30 protein-coding genes are annotated in these 26,374 nt (G+C 39.1%); 9 read left to right on the top strand and 21 right to left on the bottom strand.

Features of this window, described 5'->3' with window-relative positions; translation table 11 throughout:
• Positions 1 to 34: 34 nt before the first annotated feature.
• From gwsS to J1905_RS07630, 5 genes are read right to left on the bottom strand one after another with little or no spacing between them, the layout of a single operon-like run.
• Positions 35 to 1,132, bottom strand: coding sequence for a grasp-with-spasm system SPASM domain peptide maturase (gene gwsS / locus J1905_RS07650; RefSeq protein ID WP_214226681.1), 1,098 nt, complete (start codon positions 1,130 to 1,132; stop codon positions 35 to 37).
• On the bottom strand, positions 1,116 to 1,343 hold the full coding sequence (locus J1905_RS07645; RefSeq protein ID WP_214226680.1) for a hypothetical protein: 228 nt from the start codon (positions 1,341 to 1,343) through the stop codon (positions 1,116 to 1,118). The genes gwsS and J1905_RS07645 overlap by 17 nt, the downstream gene beginning before the upstream one ends.
• Entirely contained in the window at positions 1,324 to 2,322 is a 999-nt protein-coding gene (locus tag J1905_RS07640) for an ATP-grasp domain-containing protein (RefSeq protein WP_214226679.1), read from the bottom strand. The genes J1905_RS07645 and J1905_RS07640 overlap by 20 nt, the downstream gene beginning before the upstream one ends.
• Positions 2,282 to 3,349: a hypothetical protein gene (locus J1905_RS07635; protein WP_214226678.1), complete on the bottom strand. Its 1,068-nt coding sequence runs from the start codon at positions 3,347 to 3,349 to the stop codon at positions 2,282 to 2,284. Before J1905_RS07635 ends, J1905_RS07640 begins: the two co-directional genes overlap by 41 nt.
• Positions 3,350 to 3,407: 58 nt before the next feature.
• Positions 3,408 to 3,653 carry a hypothetical protein gene (locus J1905_RS07630; RefSeq protein WP_214226677.1) on the bottom strand — a complete coding sequence of 82 codons (246 nt, stop codon included), beginning with the start codon at positions 3,651 to 3,653 and terminating at the stop codon, positions 3,408 to 3,410.
• A gap of 589 nt (positions 3,654 to 4,242) precedes the next feature.
• On the opposite strand from J1905_RS07630, the gene J1905_RS07625 reads away from it, so the two are divergent.
• Positions 4,243 to 4,641: a helix-turn-helix domain-containing protein gene (locus J1905_RS07625; protein WP_214226676.1), complete on the top strand. Its 399-nt coding sequence runs from the start codon at positions 4,243 to 4,245 to the stop codon at positions 4,639 to 4,641.
• Positions 4,642 to 4,670: 29 nt separating this feature from the next.
• On the opposite strand, the gene mobC is transcribed toward J1905_RS07625, so the two are convergent.
• From mobC to J1905_RS07605, 4 genes are all read right to left on the bottom strand, one after another.
• On the bottom strand, positions 4,671 to 6,662 hold the full coding sequence (gene mobC / locus J1905_RS07620) for a conjugal transfer protein MobC (protein WP_250318033.1): 1,992 nt from the start codon (positions 6,660 to 6,662) through the stop codon (positions 4,671 to 4,673).
• Between the two features lie 18 nt (positions 6,663 to 6,680).
• On the bottom strand, positions 6,681 to 7,967 hold the full coding sequence (locus tag J1905_RS07615; protein ID WP_214226675.1) for a relaxase/mobilization nuclease domain-containing protein: 1,287 nt from the start codon (positions 7,965 to 7,967) through the stop codon (positions 6,681 to 6,683).
• Positions 7,955 to 8,344: a plasmid mobilization protein gene (locus J1905_RS07610; protein WP_214226674.1), complete on the bottom strand. Its 390-nt coding sequence runs from the start codon at positions 8,342 to 8,344 to the stop codon at positions 7,955 to 7,957. Before J1905_RS07610 ends, J1905_RS07615 begins: the two co-directional genes overlap by 13 nt.
• A 189-nt stretch (positions 8,345 to 8,533) precedes the next feature.
• Positions 8,534 to 9,445 carry a DUF8464 domain-containing protein gene (locus tag J1905_RS07605; RefSeq protein ID WP_214226673.1) on the bottom strand — a complete coding sequence of 304 codons (912 nt, stop codon included), beginning with the start codon at positions 9,443 to 9,445 and terminating at the stop codon, positions 8,534 to 8,536.
• A gap of 147 nt (positions 9,446 to 9,592) precedes the next feature.
• On the opposite strand from J1905_RS07605, the gene J1905_RS07600 reads away from it, so the two are divergent.
• The 3 genes from J1905_RS07600 (at position 9,593) to J1905_RS07590 (ending at position 11,892) form a co-directional block, all read left to right on the top strand.
• Positions 9,593 to 9,877, top strand: a complete 285-nt coding sequence (locus tag J1905_RS07600; RefSeq protein ID WP_250318032.1) for a hypothetical protein — start codon at positions 9,593 to 9,595, stop codon at positions 9,875 to 9,877.
• A gap of 340 nt (positions 9,878 to 10,217) precedes the next feature.
• Positions 10,218 to 11,450 (top strand): hypothetical protein, encoded by a 1,233-nt coding sequence (locus tag J1905_RS07595; protein WP_214226672.1) that lies wholly within the window; start codon positions 10,218 to 10,220, stop codon positions 11,448 to 11,450.
• Between the two features lie 178 nt (positions 11,451 to 11,628).
• The gene (locus J1905_RS07590) at positions 11,629 to 11,892 is read left to right on the top strand and encodes a DUF6965 family protein (protein WP_214226671.1); all 264 of its coding nucleotides are present in this window, start codon (positions 11,629 to 11,631) and stop codon (positions 11,890 to 11,892) included.
• A gap of 321 nt (positions 11,893 to 12,213) precedes the next feature.
• Here the strand turns inward: J1905_RS07590 and J1905_RS07585 are convergent, their stop codons facing one another.
• The 12 genes from J1905_RS07585 to J1905_RS07530 all read right to left on the bottom strand — a co-directional run bounded on the left by J1905_RS07585 (position 12,214) and on the right by J1905_RS07530 (position 19,180).
• A complete protein-coding gene (locus tag J1905_RS07585) occupies positions 12,214 to 12,504 on the bottom strand; it encodes a molybdenum ABC transporter permease (protein ID WP_214226670.1) in 291 nt (96 codons plus the stop codon).
• 13 nt (positions 12,505 to 12,517) lie between these two features.
• Positions 12,518 to 12,712, bottom strand: coding sequence for a hypothetical protein (locus J1905_RS07580; RefSeq protein WP_214226669.1), 195 nt, complete (start codon positions 12,710 to 12,712; stop codon positions 12,518 to 12,520).
• 68 nt (positions 12,713 to 12,780) lie between these two features.
• Positions 12,781 to 14,607: a ParB/RepB/Spo0J family partition protein gene (locus J1905_RS07575; RefSeq protein WP_214226668.1), complete on the bottom strand. Its 1,827-nt coding sequence runs from the start codon at positions 14,605 to 14,607 to the stop codon at positions 12,781 to 12,783.
• 70 nt (positions 14,608 to 14,677) lie between these two features.
• Positions 14,678 to 14,890, bottom strand: coding sequence for a hypothetical protein (locus J1905_RS07570; RefSeq protein WP_214226667.1), 213 nt, complete (start codon positions 14,888 to 14,890; stop codon positions 14,678 to 14,680).
• A gap of 2 nt (positions 14,891 to 14,892) precedes the next feature.
• The gene (locus J1905_RS07565; RefSeq protein WP_214226666.1) at positions 14,893 to 15,300 is read right to left on the bottom strand and encodes a DUF6908 domain-containing protein; all 408 of its coding nucleotides are present in this window, start codon (positions 15,298 to 15,300) and stop codon (positions 14,893 to 14,895) included.
• An 85-nt stretch (positions 15,301 to 15,385) separates the two neighbouring features.
• The gene (locus J1905_RS07560) at positions 15,386 to 15,697 is read right to left on the bottom strand and encodes a J domain-containing protein (protein WP_214226665.1); all 312 of its coding nucleotides are present in this window, start codon (positions 15,695 to 15,697) and stop codon (positions 15,386 to 15,388) included.
• Between the two features lie 2 nt (positions 15,698 to 15,699).
• Positions 15,700 to 15,942: a hypothetical protein gene (locus tag J1905_RS07555; protein WP_214226664.1), complete on the bottom strand. Its 243-nt coding sequence runs from the start codon at positions 15,940 to 15,942 to the stop codon at positions 15,700 to 15,702.
• Between the two features lie 39 nt (positions 15,943 to 15,981).
• Positions 15,982 to 16,455, bottom strand: coding sequence for a J domain-containing protein (locus J1905_RS07550; RefSeq protein WP_214226663.1), 474 nt, complete (start codon positions 16,453 to 16,455; stop codon positions 15,982 to 15,984).
• An 18-nt stretch (positions 16,456 to 16,473) separates the two neighbouring features.
• The gene (locus J1905_RS07545) at positions 16,474 to 16,908 is read right to left on the bottom strand and encodes a single-stranded DNA-binding protein (RefSeq protein ID WP_214226662.1); all 435 of its coding nucleotides are present in this window, start codon (positions 16,906 to 16,908) and stop codon (positions 16,474 to 16,476) included.
• A 379-nt stretch (positions 16,909 to 17,287) separates the two neighbouring features.
• Positions 17,288 to 17,755: a JAB domain-containing protein gene (locus J1905_RS07540; RefSeq protein ID WP_214226661.1), complete on the bottom strand. Its 468-nt coding sequence runs from the start codon at positions 17,753 to 17,755 to the stop codon at positions 17,288 to 17,290.
• Positions 17,756 to 18,251: 496 nt separating this feature from the next.
• Positions 18,252 to 18,590 (bottom strand): hypothetical protein, encoded by a 339-nt coding sequence (locus tag J1905_RS07535; RefSeq protein WP_214226660.1) that lies wholly within the window; start codon positions 18,588 to 18,590, stop codon positions 18,252 to 18,254.
• 26 nt (positions 18,591 to 18,616) lie between these two features.
• A complete protein-coding gene (locus J1905_RS07530) occupies positions 18,617 to 19,180 on the bottom strand; it encodes a T6SS immunity protein Tdi1 domain-containing protein (RefSeq protein ID WP_214226659.1) in 564 nt (187 codons plus the stop codon).
• A 364-nt stretch (positions 19,181 to 19,544) separates the two neighbouring features.
• On the opposite strand from J1905_RS07530, the gene J1905_RS07525 reads away from it, so the two are divergent.
• From J1905_RS07525 to J1905_RS07505, 5 genes are all read left to right on the top strand, one after another.
• The gene (locus J1905_RS07525; RefSeq protein ID WP_214226658.1) at positions 19,545 to 21,092 is read left to right on the top strand and encodes an LA2681 family HEPN domain-containing protein; all 1,548 of its coding nucleotides are present in this window, start codon (positions 19,545 to 19,547) and stop codon (positions 21,090 to 21,092) included.
• Positions 21,093 to 21,156: 64 nt separating this feature from the next.
• The gene (locus J1905_RS07520) at positions 21,157 to 21,945 is read left to right on the top strand and encodes an HNH endonuclease (protein WP_214226657.1); all 789 of its coding nucleotides are present in this window, start codon (positions 21,157 to 21,159) and stop codon (positions 21,943 to 21,945) included.
• A 64-nt stretch (positions 21,946 to 22,009) separates the two neighbouring features.
• Positions 22,010 to 22,255 carry a hypothetical protein gene (locus J1905_RS07515; protein ID WP_214226656.1) on the top strand — a complete coding sequence of 82 codons (246 nt, stop codon included), beginning with the start codon at positions 22,010 to 22,012 and terminating at the stop codon, positions 22,253 to 22,255.
• Positions 22,255 to 23,064 carry an SOS response-associated peptidase gene (locus J1905_RS07510; RefSeq protein WP_214226655.1) on the top strand — a complete coding sequence of 270 codons (810 nt, stop codon included), beginning with the start codon at positions 22,255 to 22,257 and terminating at the stop codon, positions 23,062 to 23,064. Before J1905_RS07515 ends, J1905_RS07510 begins: the two co-directional genes overlap by 1 nt.
• A 273-nt stretch (positions 23,065 to 23,337) precedes the next feature.
• Positions 23,338 to 26,244, top strand: a complete 2,907-nt coding sequence (locus J1905_RS07505) for an AAA family ATPase (protein ID WP_214226654.1) — start codon at positions 23,338 to 23,340, stop codon at positions 26,242 to 26,244.
• The last annotated feature ends 130 nt before the right edge of the window (positions 26,245 to 26,374 follow it).

Genomic DNA, 26,374 nt, shown 5'->3' with positions numbered 1-26,374 from the left:
TTTATTTGAATACTACAATCGAATTTCAATAGATTTATCGCAACTGGTAATGGTCAATTGCTTTTTGCTTTAAAGGATTTTTACTCCATAGGTCCCAATCATTCGTGTAGGGATTGTAACCACACTTTAAAGGAGCCGAGTAAAGATCTTCCGGACTTTCAATATATGCTCGACAGTCTGTACACACGTGCCTGAATTCACAATCCTTACACTTCTGTATTTCATTTTTCGTTATGAACCAATAATCTTTGAAACTTTGACAATTAATAACCATTTCAATTGTTGTATCATTAATATGACCAAAGTTATTGTTCATTGAGGGGCAGTTTTTTATAAATCCGTCCGTGTCAATACCGATTTTTCGATTAAGGCATGTATTGTGTTGTAATGATTCAGTATATGCTTGTATGGTTGTCGAAAAATAAAGCGATTGTATTGCACCACATGATTTACTAGAAATGGTCTGTTTAATTTTTAAAATTTTACACCTAAATTTCTTGTTTTCGTAAAAATTATCTTCTATTGAATTGAACAAAATAAGTTCTGTAATTATTGGAAATTGAGACATGAAAATTTCAAATTCATCCTCGGAATTTAAATTCAGGGATTCTGCATCAACAACAAGAGATATTGAATCTAGCCTTCCGGTATTATAAGCAAATGAAACAATATTGCATATTTCCTTGTATGTTTCTTTGCCAAAGAAGCGTAGCTGAAGAATATTACAACCACATTTGGCTAACTCATTTATCTTTTGGATGTAAGCTTCTGAGAATTTTTCATTATAATCAATTATAGCATTTGAAATTTGATAGGGAGTATCCCATTGGCTGTAATCTACGTTTAAAACACTAGGATGTTTTATCATTTCTTTTGAAAAGTAAGCGTATCCTTTCTTAATGATAAAATCAAAATAAGAATCGAGAATGCCAAAGTTCACCTCGCCGTAATTAGCATAGATCTTATCCAGGTTTTGGTGATTTGCTTGATTGATAATATCGGCAAATTCATTTGGGATAACATCAAATGTATTTGTAGTTGTATCTTGGATTAATGCTCTGCCGGCACCCTTTACAATAAAACATCCAGGCAATAAAGCTAAAAAACCATTTGACCTATAATTCGACTTCATATCTGCTAATAGATTTGTAGAAATAAGCTTTCTTTGCTGTAGGGTTTTGAATTCTTAAATTTATGTAAGTCCGCTCTTTGTGTCTACCATTAACAATATCTAGCTTAAGGTCACCAATATTCTTAATAAGATATTTAACGCACATGTAGTTAAAAGGAACATGTTCTACATCTTGAAATACAATAAACGGCTTAACTGTTGGAGGTTCCATATTCAATTAGAGTTTTCGCTATTTCCTTTTCGATATATAAATTTGCTAGTTGACTAATAAAATCAATTTGACCCACTGGATTTATTTCTAGAAAATATAACTCATCATTTTCTGATAGTACATAATCAGCAGACCCGCTTTCAAGTCCCATTTCTCTTGCCAACTCTAGCAATTTTGTTTCTTCAATTTGAGGCAATTGGAAAGGTAATATTGCCATATTTTTGGATTCTCTAAAATCGATTAGATTAGTTTCAGCAAAGTCAAAAACTATCGTAGTAAAAATGCGGTTAAGGATAAAAAATACCCTGACATCCGCCTTCTTTTTTATTGCAGATTGAAACAATGATGGGAAAAAAGAATTTTTTACCCTTGAAACATACTTATCTACCACTAATGTGGTTGATTGCATCATAAAGAAATTGTCTGTATGGCATGTTAAGACGTCACCAATATTTTTTGTAATCAACGCCTCGTGTTTTCTAAGCTCGTTTATCCGATCTTTTTTACTTGTTATATATGTATCTGGAGTAAGCATCCCTAACTTTGATGCTCGATAAAGACACTCAAGTTTATTGATATTGTATTTTACAGGGTTATTAATTTGAGGGACAAGGTGTGGAATCTGAGAATAAACAAATTCATTTAGGGTTTTAATTTCTCTATGAAGATGGTCGTTAATTTGATCATTAATGATTTCGTCATTAGGATAAATATTGTTGGAAGCACCTCTAATGGTATTAATGAATTGACCTCTGCGGAACCAAATATTTTTGAAGTCATGTAGCTTATATTTCCCGGATACATGACCAATACTTATATCGACTTGAGTTCCCTTCATGGTTATTTCATCTATCCAAACTGCCTCTTTATCTGTATTGAATCGAACGAAATCCTGATCTAAGTGAACCAACCAACCACATACTTTGTCAGCGGTGATGTCAATACTCTCTGTTAAAATCAAAATCTTCTTTTCCCGCATATTTGATTATTTTGGTTTTCGAACTCAATTCTTTTTCCATTGCGTCTGCATCTTCTCTAGACATTGCAATCATATTTGTGTCGTAGAGAAATCCAAACCTAAAGTTGTAGAATGCGAATGCTCGAACTTTCGCTTCTTCCAACACATCTGGCAGATACATTTTTTTTCTATTTTTTGAAATTGAGGCGTAACATTCCTTAGAAAGTTTTGAAATGAAAGCAGGTTTATAAGGACCTGAAATATATACGAGCAATAAAATTGAATTCCCATATAGCCCGTATTGGTCACAAACATCTTTATCTTTCTTTATGTACCCTATCTTGTAGAAATAATCAAGGTTAGATGCTGTGCTGCTTGCTTCTAAAACCCCTTTAATAATTAGGCGCTCGATTTGAAAGCGGTCTAATCGTCCCCAAGATGCGTTATGTTGAATTAAAGTAAATAGCGATGTACTTGCATCGTTTCCGATTAAGTTCTCGATTGGAATATTTTTGTTTTCAGCTTCGATTAATATTTTTCGAACTAACCCATAATTGAAGGAGTCGACATGACGCATTTCACTTTGCACTGCTGGATGCTCTGTACCTCTGGTGTCTTTTCTGGGTTTTTGATCAAGTTCAATTGCATCTTGTACCGACTTTCTTGCAGCAGTATTGACAACTTTATGGCATTCAGCTTCTTTAACCAAACCCAGGAAGGGGCGGAACTTATCTCTTTTTTCATACTCCTCATGAACACAAATTCCTTTATGTTGCAACATTTTCAAATAAGATACAATTTTAGAGGTATCAGGGGATTTAGAGTTTACCTGCGCAAAAATTGCATTATTGATGTCAGTATAGAAGGGATATTTGGTTAATTTTAAACCAGCGTTAAATACCTTATTAGCACCTTCAAAATCACCTTTACATATCAATACATTTGCATGATGTACTGCATCATAATATTGTTGGAGTGAATTCTTCGCAGATGCTTGTGTACAACTAGTCAAAATTGAAATATAAATTAGAGCTGAAGCTATTTTCATTTTATGTATTTAAACAGTTTGTGTTGGGAGACTCCCAACACAAACCGCATTGATTAAATTAATATCCTGCCAACCAATCTTTGTATTCTTTTGATACAAAGAATGCTTCGCCATCTACGTGATTTTTACATAATCCGTAGATCTTTCTATTTCCGGAAACTGCATCAGCTACATAATCACCGCCTCCGGGAGCATTCGTCCCACCAGCGGTTTGTTCTACTGCTCCGCCTAAAATGAATTTTAAACCTTGTGTTACTCTTTTGTCTTCAAACGATGCCAATGATGGCAATTGTTTATTGTTCATATTACAAAATTTAGATTTCTCCTGTCTTATCGCCATGGAGTAAATATATTCAGCGTACATCGTTTTATTCAGGTTGTAGATGTATCCTCCTGCAAGTTGTATTCGGCCGAAATACAATATCTTAAGAATGCTTAAAAGAAACTTCAATACAATCAATCACCTTGGAAATTAGACGAATCAGAAATTAAAAACTGGTCGATTTTTCTAATGGCATTGAAAACTTTACAAATGGTAATATTGACAAGAAACACAGCATAGCATCAAATTAGTCCTCATATTTATTTAGAAAATGTGATTCTATTACTTTTGTTTTTTTCCTAAAACAAAAAATATTTCACGTAATAATTAATGATCAACGCGATAAAAGTAGTATTTATTATGTCTTTTGCAACCCCCACAAATGTCCCCCCTGAAATTTTTAACTGTTGATTTTTTAACTTCTGTAACATTCCGCAACTGATCAAGTTTACCAAATACTTCAAATGATGCTATTTCCCTACATTTGTAAAATGCAGCGTAACAAATAGCAACTGGACAGTTGCCATTTGTACTATAACATTAAACAATTTTTAACATAAACGCCTCTTTTATGAATACCGATCTCTTCAAACCATTATCTATTGGAAGAAAAATTGAAAAGATAAGGAAGCTGAGGGACATAAGCCAGCAAGCCCTGGCGAAGGAGTTAGGAATGACGCGGCAGGGCATTTCTAAACTGGAGAAAAGTGAAACCATTGAAGACGAAAAGCTTGATCAGATTGCCCTAGCATTGGGCGTAACCTCAGAAGGGATCAGGGACTTTAACCAGGAAGCGGCCTTAAATAACTATTTCTACGAACAAAACAATAGTGTCATCAATTACCAGGTCAATAATCCTTTGGATTTTTGTATGAGTTTAGTTGAGGAAAACAAAAGCCTTTACCAGCAACTCGTTCAGAGTGAAAGGGAAAAAGTAGAAATGCTGCAAAAAATGCTGAGTAAAAAATAATGGCAGCAAGGTTTCCTGCTGCCTTATCACTATTTTTTGGCAAGCAATAGATGGTGCATGGCAGGATCATCACTCATTTTGCTGATCTCAGCATGAATAATATCCTGCACATCTTTCCTGATCTGGTCAAAATTCCTTTGAATCATTTGCTGATCAACACGACGAATGATTGGAATAGGTTTATATTTCGCTTCTTCCTTATTAATGGCATCAAAGTCATTTACAATCCGGCAATGAAAGGCTTTGTATTCTATTTTCTGTTGAGGTGTATCGGCCACTGTTCCGGCAAATTCACCGCTGGAAAGGTTTGCCATTTTTGATGCAGGAACGGCATAATCCAGTTGTAAACTTTTGCTGATAGAGGTGTCCCCGCTATTGATAGAAAGGCTGGTTTTATGTTGGTTGATCTTTCCAATGCGTTCACTAACCTGTTTGGCACTATCTCCTGTAACCTGGCCGGAGATCAGGTTGCCGACCATATTAATCAATACCTCGGCAGAGTCTTTACCGTACTCTTTCCTTAATTGTGCTACCTCTTGAAGCCCGATAAAGGTGCAGATTTTATTTTGTCTCCCGGTGCTGACGACCGTGTTTAGTTCAACTGTTAAGGTGGGTTCTTCGTCAAGGATAAGCGCACATTTGTGTTTATCTTTCTGATTGATGACCTTTAAAATCCGGTTGACATACAAGGAAAGTACCGCCCCATAGGTCATAATTTTCTGCGGGTTATTGCCCATACAAAGCACTGCCGGATGCTTCGGATTGTTGATATCCAGGCTGAAGTCATCGCCGGAAAGAACATAATATAATTGCGGGGAGGTAAGGCGGGCAAGGGCAATTTTAGCACTCCCGATCTGGCCTTCGAGTTGTTCTTTAGCACTGGCATAAGCACTGATAAAGGGATTGATCAATACAGATATTTGTGGTTCCAGCCGCAGTACGCTAAATAATAAATGGTATTCTATCTGGATCAGTTCTAGGACATGGGGCAAGGTACAATAACGGCCATCCTTGTATCTTCGCAGGAACCAGATAATTGCCGTAACAAAATTGATCGGGCTTTCCACAAAGAAATCACCCTGGCGGCTTTTTCCCCATTCTTTGTTTAACCCATATAATATAGTCCTTGCAGATTCACTGGCATCCGTAATGTCGGTCATGCCTAATGGGTCAAAAACATTGGCACGATGGGAGCGGGAGAGGTCATCAAAATTGATAAAATAACAATTTGACTCCTCCTTATACCTGTCTTTATTTTTCAGCCAATGGTTGTAGGCAATGATTGAAAGATCAGGGAATTTGAAATCATAAACCAGAGCTGAAAAAGGCTCTTCTTTACCCAGGCATTGCGTGATAACATGTCTTAAAAAGAATGCCGTCTTGCCTGAACCTGCCGATCCCTGACAAATAACGCCCCTTTGTGGCGAAATTACATTGAGGAAACCTTTGTGTATTTTTCCTTTGTACCGGAAAAGGGTCGGAAGGTTTATAGAAAATGCATTGGTAATTAAACTTGTTTCCTGAGGAAAGGTTTCGTTCTCCAGGTTAAAGGGATCATCTCGTAATTTTTGCTTGATGATCCTGGAAAGGAGGGTTCCGCCGGTCAACATGAGCAGGTATCCTACGGACAAAATGCTCATGTAAATTATAGCCAGGTTTACCTTATTCCAGGGAAGCAGGAGGGAAAGGGCGCTAAGAAAATACAACAGCAATCCTGAAAGTAAGTAGGAAAATGCTTCCTTATAATTTACCTTTTCATTTTTCCTTCCCCTTGCACCAATCAGGGAAATACAAAGAAAACCTAGGGCAATAAGCTTAGATCTATAGAAGTTGATGAATAGTCCTGTATCCCGAATGTTGCGCAATAACTTATCCGTAAAGGATGATGTAAACTGCCATTGTTCAAAGGCAGTATATAAAAAATAGTAACAATGAAAGAGTAGTAAAATGATACTGATAAACCTGGTCATATCCAGAATCTTCCTCATCGCCTGTTCGTTTTCACCTGTCTGCATAGCCATAATCGTTCTTTATTTGTTTTATCTTTTGATTGAATTTTTACGCTTTTTCTTTTTGCCGCTCAGCTCATAAGGCAGGTAAGCGGATGCGTTTTCGTACTGTAAAAGCTCTTCCAGTATGGTTGTTGTGGGTAGATGATCATGCGCCTTTACATGATGGCTGTCCGCAGGGAACTTATCCAAATGCGGTTCGTTTTCATTCCTGCTTTGCTTGTCTGAAAAAATCGAAGGTGCTATAAATTGTCCCGCCTGGTGTTCATTGCCGCAACGTTCCAGGATGCCTTTGGCGCTATAACCTTTCCCCAGATCACTGCCATTGAATACGCATTTCGCAACATGATCGACATAGGTAATCCCATACACCACCCCATCCTTGTTCTGCCTTATGATCGCATCTATCCCTTCTTTATGCAACCCTAAAATCATTTGCTGGAGACTGCTATGGGGATTACTTAGGAAGAAAAGGTCAATAGCATTTTTAACACGGGCTTTGTGCTTCGGCTTCTCTTTTTCGTGTTCAATAAACTTTTCATTGAGCTTGCTCAGCGTGGGTTTACTATAAAAATCACTTGCTTTAATCGGTACTCCCTTTAACGTTCCATTCGGGGTACGGATACGGTATAATAAGCCTCCATTCAGGTACACACGGGATTGTTCAGAGCCTCGTTCGGCACTGACATTATACCGGTTTAATACCGCGTTGAGTTCAGGCAGGGAACTGAATTTATAAGTATTCAGGACATGGTTCAGGATATTTGTAATCGCGCGTTTCGTTGCTGATTTACCATATTCCACCTTTGCATTTATAGCCTGAACCTCATATACATTCTGCCTTTGTTTGTCATCTGCTTTGACCAGACCGAAGGAGATCTCAATCTCTTTTCTTGCCGTTTCAGATTGGTTTTTACCCAGGTTATGTAGGTTAATTGCCTTTCCATCGGGCTTAATATTTGTCGTCAGGATATGCACGTGCGGGTGTCCTGCGTCAAAATGCTGATAGAGTAAATAGGGCTGCCCAGCAAAGCCGATTTTCTCTAAATAAGAGGCCGTAATCTCTTTTAATTTTTCAACGGAATGCTTTTCAGAAGGGTCGAAATTGAGCGAAATATGAACGGTATTTACTTTGGTGCCTTCCCTTAGGGCAGCCAGTTTCTGGAGGCGTCCAAGCTTTTCTTTGAACGTTAATTTATCTACATCCTTAAGGTAATAGGCTGCTTCCAAGCAGGTGGCAACTCCTTCTTTTACCTTATGCTCGTTGTAGTCTAAAACCTTCTTGATGCTACCGCTGTTGTGAATTACTGAAACCATTGGTCATTGATTTTATCCATGTGCCTAGCAATCGATTCCACACTTTTCTGGAAGCCTCTCTTATCCAGTTCCCAGGTGATCAGCCATCGTTCCATATCCTTTCTATCATTTAGGGTGTGGAGTTTTTTAACGGCCTGGTTCAGGTTGTTGCCAGCCGCTTTCAGCTCCATTTTCAGGGCAGAAAGCACGGTTACAAATTCATTTAGGGAGTCATTACGATACCTGCCGATATGCGGTTTCCCGAGTAGTTGTTTGCGTAGGTACTCGCTTAATTTCAGGCTTGTAGTCTTACTAAAAGCCTTGTTTATGGCCTCATGCTCTGCCACTGTCAGTCGGACATGCAGCCATTTGTTGCGGTTGTTTTTTTGATCTTTCATCACGTATCATTTTCACTTTTTAAGAAAACACCATTATTACGGAATGCACTGCCCACGACTTCGGAGTAAGGGCAGCCAGAACCAGTTGTGAAACAACTGTACATCTGGCCGATTACGGTGCTCACAGGTAATCGTGGTACTTTTCAGTAAATTATTATGCTTTCGTTCCTATCAATTCCGATTCTTTCGTTATCTCGAAAGCCCTCGTTTTACCTCTTGTGTTATTTTCTGGGGATTCATATTATTGCACAAGTAATTGTTCAGATCCTGGTACTCACGGTAGAGGTTGCTCTCATCAATGTATTGCTTATTGGCAGATATTGCGTCCTTTATCATTTTCTGTCCTGCGGCATCACCGTCCAGGTATAAATTGGATGATCCATAGGATTCCATTAGGGTCTTTGCTTTTTCAAAAAATGCAAGGCTGTTGAGGATAAGAAAATCAGGATTGTTTCTTTGATCATTCTTTGATAAAACGAGGTAAGAGAGGAAGTCAAAAAAACCTTCAAAAACGGCAACGCTGTTCCCTCCGTTTAGAATGGTGGTAATATCTTTTGGGGAGCTGGAAGACTTGAAGAAAGGGTTACGTATTTCATACCCACCGGAATTGTTTTGAAAGCCGATTCCGTAGTATGTTTTTTCCCCCATTTTATAGCGGACTTCCTTGCAATAAATTCGGGCCAGGTCAACAGGGATACATCTTTGTCGGAGATATTCCAGTAAAGCAAAACTCTGTAACTCTTGTTCCCCTACGATTTCAATAATTTTGTTGTTCGGTCGGTTGGGATTATGGATATATTGATGTTGAACGGGAGGGAAGGTGTTACCTTCCAACCTTTGTAAAAAGGTGGTAACAGTACACCCGAAAAACAAGGTACCAAAATCAACCAGGTTGCCGCCTTTCCCAAGTCCAAAATCGTACCATCGGTTAAGCTTCGCATTAATTTTAAACGATGCACTTTTCTCGTTCCTTAACGGTGAATGGTACCAATGATCAGATCCGGTAACCTTTACTGGTTTAAGACCTAGTTGGGACAGGTAGGCAACCATGTCCATTTGTTTTGCTTCGTCGCACGTAAGCAAAGCTTTCTTCTTTTCCATATCTCACATTTTTCTACTGCACAAAAGAAATTCAGTGAAACAAAAATAAAAGGCTGCCTCGGCTAAACCTCGACCTGGTTAAATTCTATACAGGTGAAAACAACGGCTGATAAGTACTTTTGATGAGTAAACGTAAAAAGAACAATTATGACGACAAGCGATGTGGCCGTGATGTATGACGTGATGTTAAGCGTCCCAGGCATGAATGAAAAAAATGTGAAGGTTGATTTGAAGATCAGCAAAACACAAATCCTGTTACTGAGCCAAGCGATCAGGCAGGGGGTAAAACAGGAAACAGGAATGGTAAAAGATTTGTTGTCGGTGCTGCCGAAAGAAAGCAGTACTGAGCTTTGCGAAATTGCAGATGACTTTTTACAAAAAGCAGGTTTGGCGGAACTCTATCAGAAATTGCAAGGCTTCCCGGGTAAGTAGTCTTTACCAGTTCAAAAAGTGAGCACCGTCTTTTGATGGTGCTTTTTTTTTGCTGTTGATTATTGAAACGCACCTGATCATAAAACGATCAGAGTTATATAGGGTTTGCCGGCTTTTGAGGGAAGGTTTCCATTTTCAATTTGCATCTCTTGTTTTGTTTGAATTTTTATTATACTTTTGAATTAGGAAGCAAGCGCCCCAGTTGTGAGTGACTGAAACGCAAGATTGATTCAAGTATTGACAAACCCGAGTAACAGCAAATTTTATTTAACCGCTGGCGCAGGTTGTCTTAAACATTCACGGCACCGATTTAAAGTCCGGCATTTAATAAAATATTGCTATGCAACACGACATCACAAAAGTATGCGCAGACTCTCTGCGCTCATTCGCTACAAACCATTTTGGAGTTCAATTAAAGTCATCGCACGCGCATGAACTCTTCGCGGCTTATATGGGCTATTCATCCCGCGCCGCTTTGTTAGCGGACAAAAAATGGCCTATTACCAATTTAAGTCAGGCCGAGTTTATTGTTTTGCAGCCTACGACAACAATCAAAAAACGTTGTAAGGAACTTACGCTACCGGAAGAACTTGTTAGTGGCTTGACAGAAGGTGTTTATTCACCAATGCTTGTGGAAAAGTGGTTTCTGCACAAGATTTACCCGACTCTTGAATTTTTGGCACTGACCCTGGCTAATGACGGTATGAATTTAAGGGGCAGGATTTTCAACGATCAAAAAGTTCAGCGTGAAGGCGTAAAGGTAGAACCTTATGATGAAGGGGTTTATTTAAGGGTCTCACGGGAGTATGTGTCGCCAAGCCGGATACTTTCCAATCAACAAGGGATACGTGGTATCGTCGATTTAATCAAGCTTAAGCGTGTCGCAGGTAACGTCGGCTATGTTAAAGCAGATCATTATTGGGCGGAAGGGGAATCTTTGGAAATGGCTAAAGAAGAAATGGAGAATAATGGCGGGCAATCCCTTAATGTTAGAACACCAGATCGAGCCAAAGGTGAAACATCACCCAAGTTTGAGCTTAGCTTCCCTGACTGGTTAGCAAAGCATAAAAACAGGGATTCTCCGCTCGGGGATTTGGCTAATAAACGCGGATTCTCAGATCAAAACAATGGATGGCCATCATATGATAATTTAGAAGCCTACAAGGATCATTTGAAGTTGGATAATCCGCCCAGGGGTACAACCGCCGCGTTGGAAATGGCCTGGAAGACCTACGGAAGGTTTTTGAACAGGAAACGCGCTTCTGACACTGAGAAACAAATAACAAAACCCGTCCTGAATGATTCAGAGGCAAGGACAATTGTGTATGTTAAAAATGTCGTGCCGCTTCATTATAGTAAACGGACTGTTGAAAGTTTTATGGCCGGAGATAAGGCTTGGATTTCATGGGACGGGAAAAAAGCCATTCCTGTAATGGTTACTGAAGTGGATGAGCGGTATTATACATTCAAAGTAGAACGGCCTTTAAAAAAAGCGGGAAATGAATATTATGTAAGATTAGATGAAGTACGTAGCACACCTGAGTTAGCCTGCAAAAATTGTATTACCCTTTAAAAGTTAACCAAAAAAGAAGCTGGAACAATCATTTCGATCATTCCAGCTTCATCTAAATTAACGCTCTCAAACATATAGACGCATCATTGAGCATATTATTGTTTTGAGCAAGAAAAATCTACAAAAAAGTTGGGATTTTGCTGAAATTGTTTGGCGTTAAAATCTGACATAATTTTGCATGATGCAAAAGGACATGGTACAACATCCCGAAGTACTTAAAGAAATAGCCAGATTAAAAGAGTATTTTGACACAACACCCATTCTCCTGAAAGAATGGCGCGAGGGGTGTATGGTCGTAAAGGATATTCCCGAATTTATCCGGCTTGAACTAAACGCTGCAGCAACTTTTAACCCAAAACATCCGTTCAATCCGCCACTAAAGCGGCTGTTGCAGTTAGAGCAGAGCATACGCAACCAATTAAATATCTCACCGGTCGTTTAGCCTAAATTATATCATGCAGCGATAGCAAAATTGGAAACAACATTTTTGTTATACTTCATAATGGACGAAGTGCTGTAGCCTACCAAATATAAAACTCAAGCCTTGCCGCAAAGACTACCAAAACAATAAAACTTCATTGCGGCAAGGCTTGCACCGCTTCCCGCAAACGCCCCATCCGCAGGATGGGAGCGTTTGCGGTTTTTGTCCTATTTGTCGTCGCTGATATACGAAAGACAATATAACTCTTGCTGAAACATTTAAAGCCCCGTAATGAGGCTTTAAATGAACTTGGTGAGCATATGCATTTTAGAAATGCCAATGCTATTTCGGATTAGCGGGGGTAGCTTCCTGCATCGGTCTTTTTTCTTTATCATCCTTGTGGTTATACCATTCCACGATAAGCAGGAAACTGCCGAAAAGGATTAAGGCCATAGCCATGATTTTTACAAACCTTTCAAAAGGTTGTGCCACTGATTTGTGTTCAAAATTTCTAAACTGCTGTATTCCCGCAGCATTGGTACGGTTAAACTTCCTTCGGTACATCGTATAGCGAAGCACGAGTCCAATGATTAAAATGATGGTTCCGTAAACCTGAACATTTGAAATATCCATAACAATAATTTTATTAAGTTAAACGTCGTTGCAGCTCTAATAGTTTTTGCAGGAAATCATTCCAATAGGCCAACCTGCGTCTTTCAAATACCTGAAGCGAAATAAAACGGCTATGCGTCGTAAAAGCAAGAAATCCCTCTACCATTTTAATTGTTTCAGCAAGGTCAATGATTTCAAACGTCCTGCCCTCCATATCTGTTACTTCCATAATATCGTATTTTTTAAGAAAAGAATGAAATGTGCGCCCCTTGAACGGCTGCGCCCCCGTACCTTGAATTATCCAATAACCTGCATTTTTTTAATGCGTTTTTCCAGTTCTTTAATCCGTAATTCCATTTTTTCCTGACGTTCCGTTGCTTTGTTCTGCTGTGATTGTTCAATGGCTGCAACATCAAGGCCGGAAGCCGTAGCCATGTGAATTAAGGCATAGGCGGTACTATTGGTCGGATATTTACTTTCAAATTTTCCGGCTATAGCCATGCGGATAAGGAATGCGTATAATTCTTCCGGCAGGTTAGCCAGTGCATTGTACAGTTGCTCATGATTTGCAATATCTGTATCGGCAAACAGGGCATCATTGACCGCGTGCCTTACGGAATAATCAAGAGCCTGATAAATGACGAGCCTTGCGCAGACAAGATCTGCTGGTGTAGGTTTTTGTCCCCGTTCGTCTGCTGCCTGTTGGTTTAGGAATTGTTCATGTACCTGCACCTGTATTTTTTCATTATCCAGTTCTTTTGCCCTTGCTTCCCTTGCGGTAATACGGGTAATTTCTCCGTTTAAAAGTTCAGGGGTAGCCGTTCCTGCTTTTATAGCTTCCTGTACCTCTTTTGCCGTAACAGTTGTATGTGTGTTTCGGGCAGGTTGTTGCTCGGTACTGAATAGAACAATCCTCCATTCCCCGTTAGTTACTGTAAGCCCTGTTTTGGTTGTATCTTTTTCTGTCTTTTCCTGAAATGCTGCAAGGTCACTTTTATATTCCTCCATGTCATGATGATAACTTTCTTCGTCAAATTCCGGTTCTTCGCCTTCTTCTGTATTCCATGTGTCCATATAATCTTCTTTGTCCGGTACTTCTGGGCTTTGGAGAATAGTCACTTCGTAACGGGCAATACGGGGGAGGCTGTCTGTTTCCGGTAGCGATTGTAATACCACTTCGGTTTCTTCTGATAATGTGGAGTTCAAAAGCAAAGCATCGGGTTGCTTTTCTTTAATGGCATTGCGTACCTTCCTCACTGTGTTTTCAATACACTTATCCTTGTAACAACTTTTATTGGTACAAACCGCTTCTTTGGCAAATTCAGGGAATAAGGATTTTAGCGTAGCTGAATTAAACGGGCAGTTTGTACAGGCACCTATGGCGGGTTTCAGGGTTTTATCCTTAGTGTCAAAGGGTGCATTTTTCAGGTCGTAGCGGTAACGGTTCAATGCGTGATTCAGGTTGGTTATCCTGAAATCTTTTTTCTTCCATTCCTTGCAACAGTCATTATAAAATTCCTGTTGAGATTCTGCCGATAACGAAGCGATACCAAAGGCGTCCTGAATCGTCAGTTTATCTTCAATAAATATCTCCTGTAGTGCTCCAGTCAATCCGGCCAGTTTTATACGGCCATAGACATAGGCTTTGGATTTACCGATGCGCAGTGCCACCTCTTCGATGGTTTTCCCTTCGCTTTGCATTTCTGCAATAAGCAGGGATTCCTCCAAAGGGTGCGGGTCTGCTCTTTTGAGATTTTCCGCCAAACGGATTTCGTTTGCCTGTTCATCTGTCAGTTCGCGAATGACTACAGGAAGTGTTGTAACTTCTGCAAGTCTCGCAGCTCTTAACCTACATTCCCCAATAACGAGTTCGTACCGTTCACCCGATTTGCGAACGGTCAAGGCATGTATCAATCCATGTAGTTTAATGCTTTCGGCCAGTTCTTCTATATAAGCCGACTTAAAAATTTTCCTGTAATTTTTAGTACTGAAATCAATCATGGAAATTTCTATTTCCATGCGTTCACCCGCTGGTACTACTGCTTCGTAAGTTGCAGGAATAATAATTTCTTTACGGGTATTTTTTAAGGGGTTACGGTTTTTCCGTTTTGCTATCGTTGTCATATTATTAGATTTAGTATAAAATAAATGATGGGTAAAAGGCAGCCACAACCCTGCGGCTGCCTTATTCTTTTTATTGTTCCTTGTTGTTGAAGTAAGAACCGCTGGTAGTGAATGGGTAATCACCTTCCGTTAGCCTTACTTCTGCTTTAAAAAGCCTTGCTACCTTTTTGGCAAGCATGACAGCGGAAACCCTGTCGGACATTAGTTTTTTATGAGGCCGTATGGCATCCCAATGTTTGCGGTCATGGTCAGGGTTGATCTGGAAATTAAATTGAACGTTCATAGCTACTTGTTTAAAAATCCTTGTTGCTGAATATTGCCGAGCCATTGATTTGCAAACTCGGTATGTGATTGCTGCATGGGTCTGTGAAACTTGGTCAGGCTGTTTGATTCCATCCGTACACTTTCTTCGTAAATACCAACATTGGCCTGTCGAAAAGAATATGGCGCAATCCTTACTTTGTCAAAGTCAGCCGTAAATCCCTGCCTGTTGTCGATCATGAAAAAGCACATTTCGGGGTCTTGTATCAGGTCACCGTTTTGCTCATAGTAATGGCAAAAACTATACAGCTTGGCGATTCCCCAGGGTGTGCTGATCTGTTCTCCGATCTGTTCAATCGTAAGGGGCATAAACGGGCGGTTTTCGATTATCCTGTAGCCATTGTTAAGGGTGTCTACCAGTTTGGTAAACACGATTGTCGATTTAAGATTTAAAAATTCCATTTTATGCTACGCTACTTGTCCGGTAGCTTTTCGGTTTAATGGTTTAATACAAAAGTTATTTGTCGGTGAGCAGGGAATAAGCAGCAATGATTTTTTGGCTCATTTCCTTTGCCTCGTCTATCCGGTTTTCATTCCTATCAGGATGCCATTCCATAATCAGTTTGCGAAAGGCTTTTTTGATTTCTCCGGCTGTCGCGTTTGCTTTGACCCCTAAAATTTCATGGGGGCTTTGCGTTTGGTTAATCAATACCATTTCGGCATCCTCAGGATTCATCCTTTCCTCAAAGGCTTCCTGCCACTGCTTAGGGCTTCCGTACCCTTTACTTGTATCGTAGGTTTTATAACCGTCTAAAAATCCTTTTCCCATCGCTAATCATTGATAAGGTTAACTTCATAGGGCTGCATATCGGCAGGGATACCCAAAGCCTTTAAATGTTTGCAATGCCTGTTTCTTTTCCATCCGGGGCAACTGCAACCCCAATGCCTTTTTGCTTTGTGTTGCGCTATGACGTAAAGCCTGTCTGAGCTTTCACTTTCTATGGAAAAACGAAGCTGCCATTGATCCGTATCGGGCAAGCGGATATCATTTGATATTCTTATTGTCGGTAACATGATTTTTTCGTTTAATGGTTAATAATGATGTGGTTGGGGTCAGGCGATTTGTTTACGGCTGTTGGTGTATATGGTTTCACTGCCGTACTTATGCCGTAACTGGTCAAGCGTTTTTTTGCCGCCCCTTGTGACTTTGTACATTTCACTGCGGTAATACCAAGCCTCTTTTTTGGATGCAAAAAATAACCCTGCTGCTTTCAGCTCCGAGCGCACCGGAAAGGTTTCGCCTGTTACCCAAATCCATAAGCCAATGGCCTCGATCTTGATGGATGGCAGGTGTATGATCTGTTCGATCACCTTTCGGTATTCTTCCGAAAACTTCATTTCCTGTTCTGTCTCTTCGGCTGAAAGGTTGGCACCTTTTACAAGCCTTGCAGAGACAAAAGCATATTCTGAATTAATGGCCTGCATCGTGGCGGTATCCCCGCCCTGATCGGGATGATATTGGAAAGCCAGTTTTTTATATAGTGCTTTTACTTCATCCAGTGTTTTACAATCCTTAAAAAATTTCATTGCTTTAGATTCAAAGGTTTAAAATGGCAGGTCGTCGTTTGGCTTTTCTTCGCTACCCGCTTTGCTACTGTTTTTTTTGTTTGTGGTCTTAGTTTTGGTTTTCTCGTGGGGCTGTTCTTCGCTTTCCTCTTCGGGAAGCGGTGCGTAACGGGAGAACCTGATCTGACTTGCGTTAAAATTTAAAGATGCTGTCCAGTTGTCCTTTTTGTCCTTGTACGCTTTTGCCCTAGCCCTGCCGATCAGCTCTACCATTGCGCCTTTGCGTAATACTTTGGCGATCCCTGTTCCCAACCAGTAGGTACAGTTAAAAAAAGTGGTCAGCTCAACCCGTTCGTTGCTGTCTTTGGGTTTGTAGGTTTCGTTGTCGGCAATGCTGAAGCTTACGAATTGCCTGCCACCTTCTAATTGTTTGATCGTGGCATCTGCGGTTAATGTTCCTGAAATGTGTTGCATAACATTTGGTTTTAGTGAAAAAAATCTTGTTTCTTTTTCTTTTCAACCGCCTGCCGCAATGAGCCTTTTTCAAAAGAAAAAACGGAAAAAAAGAAAGCAATCGGACAGGGTGACCAAATGCGAAAGCCAAAAAAAATCCGGCTTAATGGGGGGGACCCTTTGGGGGGGCAACCGTTCATCCGTAATTTTTTTGGCAGGTTCGCGCGTGGCTTGGGCACCCTAGATTAGCTGCCCTTTTCGACGTTTTGTTGAAAAAGGCTCAGGGAGGAGGTCGTCCCTTTATCCCCCGGCGCATCAATAGTAAAGAGGAGCAAGGCAGCTCCAGGAAGGATATGAAATGAAGATGTTATAACAAGGAAATACGGAGCAAAAAAAGGGGCTATAACAGCCCCTCGTCAACAATAGATATAAACCCTTCAGTTGTTATAATCAAATGATCGATAACTGCGATATCCATTAGCTTTCCGGCCTGTACCAGTCGTTGGGTAAGGCTAAGGTCTGACTGGCTGGCTTTAAGGTTGCCACTGGGATGGCTATGGCAAAGGATGATCCGTTTTGCGTTCGCCTTAAGTGCACAACAGAATATAAGGCGAATGTCCACGACTGTTCCAATGAGTGAACCGGAAGAACATTCATAGATGCCAAGTACTTTATTGGCATTACTGAGTAACATGATCTTAAACTGTTCCTGAAGCTCCATTTTGTTCATATCCCAGTGGTTCAGGAAAACTTCATAGGCGTGTTTAGCTTCACTTACAGTTGGTCTTAAGGAAGGTTTTATCTTTGAGCGGTATACAAGCTCAATCTCTGCAACCGAAGTAAAGGATGGTGTGATGCGCATTTCCATAATTGTTGATTTTAAAGTTTCAAAATGAATTATGGAACCCAAAGGGGCTATGCGCAATCAAGGCCAAAAGGAAGACGGGATCAATAGCGAGGTATGAGCGGTTTATCCGTTCTCTTTTGGCCGCTTCAGCAGCGCATGGCCTACCTTTGTGGTGGAATTCATGCGACTCTATTTCTAATTAATTATTTCAATCAGGGCAATTAGTGGATTTGAATCAGGAAGATTTAACGAGAAGAAATAATAGAGAAATGCACAAACAATGTGCATCAGGGATTGAAACGAAAATCCTTTTCTGTAAGAAAAGATTGCAGTGGAAAGCCCGACCGAAGGGGATGCCCTTCATACTATAGAAAAAGATACCTGCCTTGAATCAGAAAGGAAATTTTGATTTCATGATGCGGCAGGTACGAACGAAATCTCCTGTACTGTCAAGATAAAAGCATACTATTTATTGATACAAAGAATCATTTGCAAACAACAAGGTAGAGGGAGGTAACTAACTTAACTTTTCGATTTCATCATGCAACTCCTGATCCCAGACAAATTCCATATCAAACTTACCTTGAGGCTCCAAAGCAAAAACGGCCCTGTTCCATTTGTTTTTACCTCCTTCAGTGGTGATTCGATGTAATTCCTTAAGCCAGTTTCTGATGTCCCTGGGGATTTTTCTCACCGACAGATCATGGGAGGTACTATTCAATTCATAGTCTCCTGTATAACCCACTACGCCATCGCCAACAATTTCTATATCCAATTTAGCCTTAGTCCAATTGTTTTCATCAATGGCATTTGAAATGCCTTGTGCCATGTTTAAATAAATTTCATCTACTGTCATCACATTAAGTTCTTGTTCGTGTAATACTATTTTATCTTACCCATTGTTTGGGCAATAATAGAGATATGTTCTTTTATTTTTACCCTCTCAAGATGGTCGACTTTTCCTGCTCCACCTAGTCCTATCAGGGGTACAAAACCATAACATTCATCGAATTCCAGTTCTCCTAACATTTCCTTTGCAGGCAGATAATTTCTGTCATCTAAATTGTCCCTTAAAAAGCCTTCATCAGCTAAATCCATATCAAAAAACCATTCCAAGTCATCTCCACTCTCAATAATCGAATCACCGCCATTTTTAAAATAGACAGCTCGTATTGCATCTCCCGTCCAGGTCAGGAAGTCTCCAAAAGCCGTAACACCAAAAACAATTTCGCTATTCTTATTATCATAGGCTTCATCGAAAGCCTGTTGATATTCTGAGGGATCAACCACCTTTAGGTAGCCCTTCATAAATATCCCAAATCCATAAGCCTTCCAGAAGTCTGTAAGTTGAGCTGGGAGTTTTCCTTTAAAACTATTCAACACATCTTCGGTTGGTAGTTGTATGGTAACGTATTCCGGATATTTCTCAAAAAAAGCATCAAACATAGGTCATGAGGGTTGTTTTTGATCAAGCAGAGATTAATAAGATTTTCAAAAGAAGGAAAGCGTTAAATACCCCTGTCTACAAATATTCTCAAAACTTCATGAAATAACAAGAGGGCATTGTAAAAAAGTGATTAATGTAATTATCCAGCAAAACATACGTCAGGTGCAGTTGTGGTGACTTTAAAGCGCCATGGTATTGGGGCTGATGGCTTTACCTTAAGTAACTCTACTAATAAAGTTTTAAAGTACGCAGATAGGCTGCGCAGTGTTATATTTACTTTGTAAATGCAATTAAATAGGCTTGATCTATTAAATTGCTGTAAAATATTGCAGACAAAAAAGAAACGATAAACCTTACTTAATAATGGTAACATTAAATCAATTACTGGAGATTACAACAATAGAAGGCTTGCCACATGAAGAGCAGATTGACATTATCGGGAACCTGTTTGATTTATCGCTTGATAATGGTAGTTTGTCAGGTATAGACCATGCATTCAATCTGTCTAAACAAATAAAAATAGAGGACCTGGATGACATAAATTTCACCATACTCCAGTATGACTTTTCCAATGGCTGGAGTTATTTACGTAAATTAAAACACCGTGGTACCGCAAATAACTGGCTCTTCCAAATGGAGGAACTGACAAACGAAATCCTGCATTTGCGTAAAGCAATTGCCTCCCCTGGATTTGAGAAAGCAGACATGGACAGGCAATGCCAGATGTATACTAACCTGGGGAATAGTTTTTCTTTCATCGGAAGATTTGTGGAAGCCCAGGAATATTGGAATAAAGCAATCCGTATAAATCCTGAATTTGCTATGGCAATTGGAAATATGGCCAATGGATTAACCTTTTATGGTCGCGTTTTGTATGATAATATTCATAACAATTTGTTCCAAGTTACTGCTTATCATCACCTCATTGAAGCTTTGCAATTTCGTGAGTATCTGCACACTGACGCTGAACAAGGGTTCCAGCATTTGCATGATTGGCTTAAGGATTTTATTACGAAAAGTTTTCCTGAAGTTTATTTAAATGCCTTCCCCAAATTGAACAAATTTGATTTAGGAAACGACCTAGAGTTAAGATCATACAGGTTATGGTCGCTGGAGAATAAATTGTATATAAACCCATTAAATGATCTTGGGCCACATACAGATGCCTGCCATGATTGTTTGAATTTGCCGACCCTAACATTACCGGCGAACAGGCCCCCTGTTTGTCTTAACCTTTACAACCAGATCAAACAGGAGTTTGCAACAGCAAGGTATTCGTACTACATCTCTCAATTAAACGATAATCCACACTTTTCGGATATAGATGTTCCTCTTGTTGAAACGATGGAAACGGTGCGATATTCTTATTACATTGAGCAGTTAAAAATTGCTTTTAGGCTTGCCTATTCGATTTTAGATAAAATTGCCTATTTGTTAAACGACTATCTGGACCTTCAAATAGCCCAAACCCAGGTAAGTTTTCGTGGATTGTGGTATTCTAATTCTAAGAAAATGGAATTGCGATCTTTTTTTTCAAACAGCGAGAATTGGGCTTTGAGGGGATTATACTGGTTGAGTAAAGATCTCTATGAAAAAGAAAGAGATTTTGATACCGTTCTGGAACCGGATGCTAAAGAGGTAGCAACGATCAGAAACTTCATTGAGCATAAGGGTTTTAAAATAGTTTCCGATTTTCCTGTAATGAAAGGATTATTTACAGAACCGGATATTTCGTTTTCTATATCGCGAAGTGAGTTTGAACGCAAGACACTCAAGCTATTAAAACTTACCAGAGCAGCCATCATTTACGTGGCTATCGCTGTTTCCCATGAAGAAGGGAAGAAGGATCACACGAGCCGGTTTGGACTTCCCATAGAAACTGGAACAATTCCAAAGTATATGAGGACGTAATGGGTTCTTCTAATTTTAGCTAAAATTCTAAGTGGTCTTGGTTATAAAATAAAAATCTTTAAGAATGGTATGTATTTTCTGTGATAAAGAAAACGAAGCTGGTTCTATAGAGCATATTGTTTCAGAGTCTTTTGGTAATAAAAGATATCTAATGGCAAGAGGTGCAGTCTGTGATCAGTGCAATAATAAGTTTGCTGCTTTTGAAAAAAAAGCATTGAGTAATACAGTGTTTTTAATGGAACGAGCACGATTCGGGATCGGAAATAAAAGAGGGAAAAATGCTAAAGGAGAAATTGGCGATCTTGAAATTATGGGACATGAGGACCTGGAAAAACAAAAGATAACGATTAAAGGGTTATCAGAAAAAAATTTCAAACTAATTGATCCACAAAATGGAATCGGCCATTTAATAGTTCAGAGTTTTGATAAAAGTGAAGTGGCTACATCCAGATTGCTATTAAAAATTGGACTAGAAAGCATCTTCACGTCCCAAAAAGGGTTGTTCAAGAAGTATAATTTCCAGGAATTGAAAGATTATTTGAGCGGTCAAACTAACACCGATTGGCCGTTTCTAACAACACATATTCAACAAGGGAAATTTCAAAGTATTCCAAAGTACTATGATAAATATGCGCTTAAACAGATTAAATGCCAACTTGAGTTTTATGAATTTGATGGGGACACTTTGTTGTTCCGGTTCAGCTATGGAGCAATTACAATGGTCATAAATTTGGTGGATCGAAATGCAGAGTGGGTTAAGATATATTCCGGGGCTGATCAAAAATCAAGATTATATCCAGAACATTTTCGTAAAAAGTTTGACGTTTCTAATGGCTCTGAGGATCACGCATAGCCCTTATACTAATGCTTTTAGAAGTGTTTGAAAAATATTATCTTTATACAGATAACATAGGGATATGGAACTGTTTGCTCCAGAAAATTTTAAAATCATAGTTGAAGGAATTACCGCCACGGTAACCGAACATAATGTCGGCGATCAACAACTCTTCAGGATTGAGTTTGAGGATGGGCGAAATCCCTTGAATGTGATCAGGGCATCAACAGTAACCGGAAAAATGTGGATGTCCATACCCCAGGGAAGGTTAAAAGAAGCAGAGCTTGCAGGTCAACAAATCAGTGAATACTTCAAAAATAAAAAGTGATGTGTTACTATAACGGACAAAAGGTTTCAAGGGAAGAATTTATCAGGTTAATGAACCTGGAGAAAGAAGTTGCGAAATATGATTTCTTAAATAAGGATATCCATGTCGGCTTTAGCTATAGCACTGGAGCGGTATTGAAACCTAACGATGAAAAGACAGATTTTGAAATTGTTGAAATGGAATGGGGATTTATGCCGCCATACTGGAAAAGCAGGGAGGATGCTTTGAAATACCGTAATGGTTTTAAAGACCCAGTTACGGGTAAATGGACGCAGTATCTTACACTGAATGCCATGTCTGAAGAGCTGCTATTGCCTAGGAAGATGTACCGTGATGCCGCATTAAAAAGAAGATGCCTTGTGCTGTCCACAGGTTTTTATGAGTGGAGGCACGTGTTTCCAAAGAACAAGAGGACTGGCGAATCGTTAAAAACTGCGATCAAGTACCCGTACTATATTCATTTGAAAGAGCGGGAATATTTTTACATGGCAGGAATATACCAGCCTTGGACGGATCAGTCCACAGGCGAGCACGTTGAAACGTTTTCTGTTGTTACGACGGAGGCCAATGCTCTGATGCAGCAGGTCCATAACTCCAAAAGAAGGATGCCTACGATTCTTAATGATGAACTTGCCTGGGAATGGATGATGGGAGATTTGAGTGAAGGACGAATTACTGAAATTGCCAGAACCCAGTTTACTTCGTCAGAAATGGATGCCTGCACAGTCGCCAAAGATTTTCTCAGCACATTAGAACCAGCAACACCGTTTGTTTATGAAGATTTACCTGCACTAGAGTTAAATATTTAAAATTGTGATCGTAATGATATACAACTGAGAGGCAGTATCATTGGTCAATGATACTGCCTCTGTTCTTTCTCTGAATTTTAATTCGGACATATTGTTTTTTGTATGTTTCAATGAGCGCTCATGTATAGTGCAAAAAAGGTCAAAAAAGGCTCAATTTTGTCAATTAGAATCGGGTACCTTTATATGATTTTATCTTATAGTATGCAAGTAGGACACAACTTAATGAAACAAGCATATCAGGATTGAAAACGCAAAAATTAATAATCTATAAAAATGCCAAATTTAGAGGGGTTAGGTTTACAAAATTTCAGGACTTTCACGAAGATGGAAGACCTTGAATTTGCACCTATTACATTAATTACAGGTACAAATAATGCAGGGAAAAGCACTATTTTCAAAGCAATCCAATTCCTTGCCCATAACTTTAAGGATGGAATAGTTTCAGAAACCTTGGATTTTAAGAACATGAAACATGAACTTGGAAATCTGGAACGTATTGTGAACCGCGTTTCCATGAATGCGTTTAAAAACTCGGAAATTCCTAATAAAAGCATGTACTCCAGGCTTTCTGATTTTCATAAAAAAAATGACGGCATGCCCAATGGCCGGCCTATTTTTGAAGAGAATGAAGATTTGGTATTTGCTTTTCCCGTAAAATTTGGAAACAGCAGAGAAATAAGCGCGACGCTAGAAGTTAGATACGGATTGATCCGATCGGTAGATAAGAATGGAACTAAAGAGAACGTAGCAGTCTATCATGACATTAAAAATATTGCCATTGTAAAGGACGGGGAATATCTACACTGGTCGAATATTTTGGGTTATAGACCGCATCATGATGAACCTCCTGAATGGGAAATGAAAACAAGCCTTGATTTGAAAAAAATCATCCAACTAATCAAAGATACGCCTGTTGAGATAAAAGAAGAATATGAACCTAATAAACAAATTGAAGAATATTTTACTGTTGACCTATTTAGTAGAATTGAAAAGTATAATCGAATCTATTTTGACTTGCCTTTCTTTAAAAACAATAAAGACGATTATGAGGCATTTACAGAAAAATTTATCGAAGGAAAAAGTTTATTCTCTGATTATTCAGGACTGGCAGCAGAAGAAAAGTCAAAACTATTTACAATAGAACAAAAGGTTCTGACTGAGCTTCTTCAAGGGAAGGACAATAGCCAATACAAAATTTTAGACTGTTTCAAACATAATTTTTCCAGTCCCATGGACGGGATGGAAAGAGACATTGTGCGTGAAGAACTAAAAGATGAGGTACCTGATGAAAAACAGGAAACCGGCGCAGAAAAGAATTATCGGGATATTTTCAAACCAACTATGTTCCAGACCACTCCGAACAGCGCACTTTTTAAAAGTTTGCTAGGAGGTATAGAAAAGGATTTTCTAACTACCGTTCAGCAAAAAATTGATAGTTTAAATCACGTTTATTTCCTGCCAACGACAAGGGGCAGAAACAGGGAATGGTTTATTGACGAACAGAATACCGAAGACACCCAGATCGCGAGGGATTTCTCTGCCATCTTTCTTGACCATCACGAGCAGATCCAAAAATTTGTAAACTTTTGGATCGGTAAGGGAGAGATCAGTGAACAGGATGAAACTAAAAAAAATAAACTAAAAGGCTTCAACATTGGAAAGGAGCTTTCGGTCTTTAGAGATGAGGCGATTGGTTTGACCAAAATTTTCCTGGTCAATTTTGACGGCACAAAAACTCCTCTGGTCGACTTGGGATACGGAGTGTCCCAACTGCTCCCGATCATCATGAAAATAGCGATCATCGCCCGTGAACATCAAAGAACACATCAATATGATTTTAATAACCAGGAAGGTTATTATGAAAGTGAGGCAATCTATTTTAGGGCGTCAACTTTGTTGATAGAAGAACCAGAGGCCAACCTACATCCATCTTTACAGTCAAAAATGGCAGAATTAATTATTGATGCTGCCTCCAGGTTCAATATCCAATTCCTTATAGAAACCCATAGCGAGTATTTGATCTATAAATTTCAGGAATATATCGGCCAGAAAATAGTTGATCCCGACGTTGTTAAAATGTACTACTTCAATCATCCCAATGATGTTAGGGAGGGGCTGAAGGATCAGTACATTAATCAGGTTGAGATTGGTAAGGATGGAAGTATTGATTATGACAGGTATTTTGGAAAGGGATTTTTTGACGAACAGACTAATCTGAAACTAAGTTTGCTGAATATTCAAAGAGACAGGTTTATTGAAGATTACGAAGCAGTAGAAGAAAAGCTGAAAAACGCTAACAAAGCGATTGCTGGTCATGATGACAGGATAGCGGAACTTGATCGGGAACTGCTAACTGCAACTTCGGGAAAAAATGAACTGGAAGAACAGCTCTATGAAACTAAGAGAGAAAAAGCGGAAAATGAATTGGCACTTCAACAATTAATAGAACAGCGGGACGGGATCATTGACGAATATACCGCTAAAGCTGACTATTCAAATTACGAGGCTGAAATTGAAGCAATTATAGATAGCAGTAAAATTGACCATTCAAAAACACTTAAGTATCTATCAACGGGTAAATTTCTATTGGCGAATCTGGATAATGCTGCCGATTTTGCACCTGTTGTTCTACAATATGGCCGGGCAGTTGAATTTGAGATGATAAAATGGATGAACGATTTTAAAAACTCTGTTAGTTCTCTAGATAAAACCCTGTGGACTGGAGATGCAAATTATAAAGATAAATTAGATGATATTTTTACTAATTTAAGTATAACGAAACTAAACTCTGACATCATTGGTTTTGATTTGGGAACAGTTAATGAAAAGAAAATCTGTTTTTATCATTTAAAGACTTTTACTAACAACATTTCTACAAGTTATACATTTGGGAACCTAACTCAAATCTTTGAATTATTTTACTATATCTCTCCGGCAAAAAATGCGACTTACAATTATAGCTCGGTTCCCTTAATGGCAGCATTTTCAGATTACCTGAAGGGTATTTGGAGAGATTATGATACAGCAGAAGGCTTGTTTAACACCTGTCGGAACATATTAAATTTGAGAAATTGTGCAGGACACACCTATAGTGATAGCGTCTGTACCAGTGATATAATTGATAAGCCTACAGCAACGCTGTATGTTGCTCAGGTTGAAGCTGTTTTTAGTTGCTTATAGTATGATTTTTATATAAACACTGTGACAAGTTAAGCAGCAGGTATTTTTTCATCTATCAATTGCTAGCATCGTTCGTAAGTCTGGTAAACTATGATAACGGGATTGTACGTAAATAGCATATTGGATATGG

The sequence above is a fragment of the Pedobacter sp. B4-66 genome (assembly GCF_018492665.1).
Taxonomy (GTDB): Bacteria; Bacteroidota; Bacteroidia; order Sphingobacteriales; family Sphingobacteriaceae; genus Pedobacter.
The sequence above is the reverse complement of the archived record's forward strand: the minus strand, read 5'-3'. Positions and strand labels throughout refer to the sequence as shown.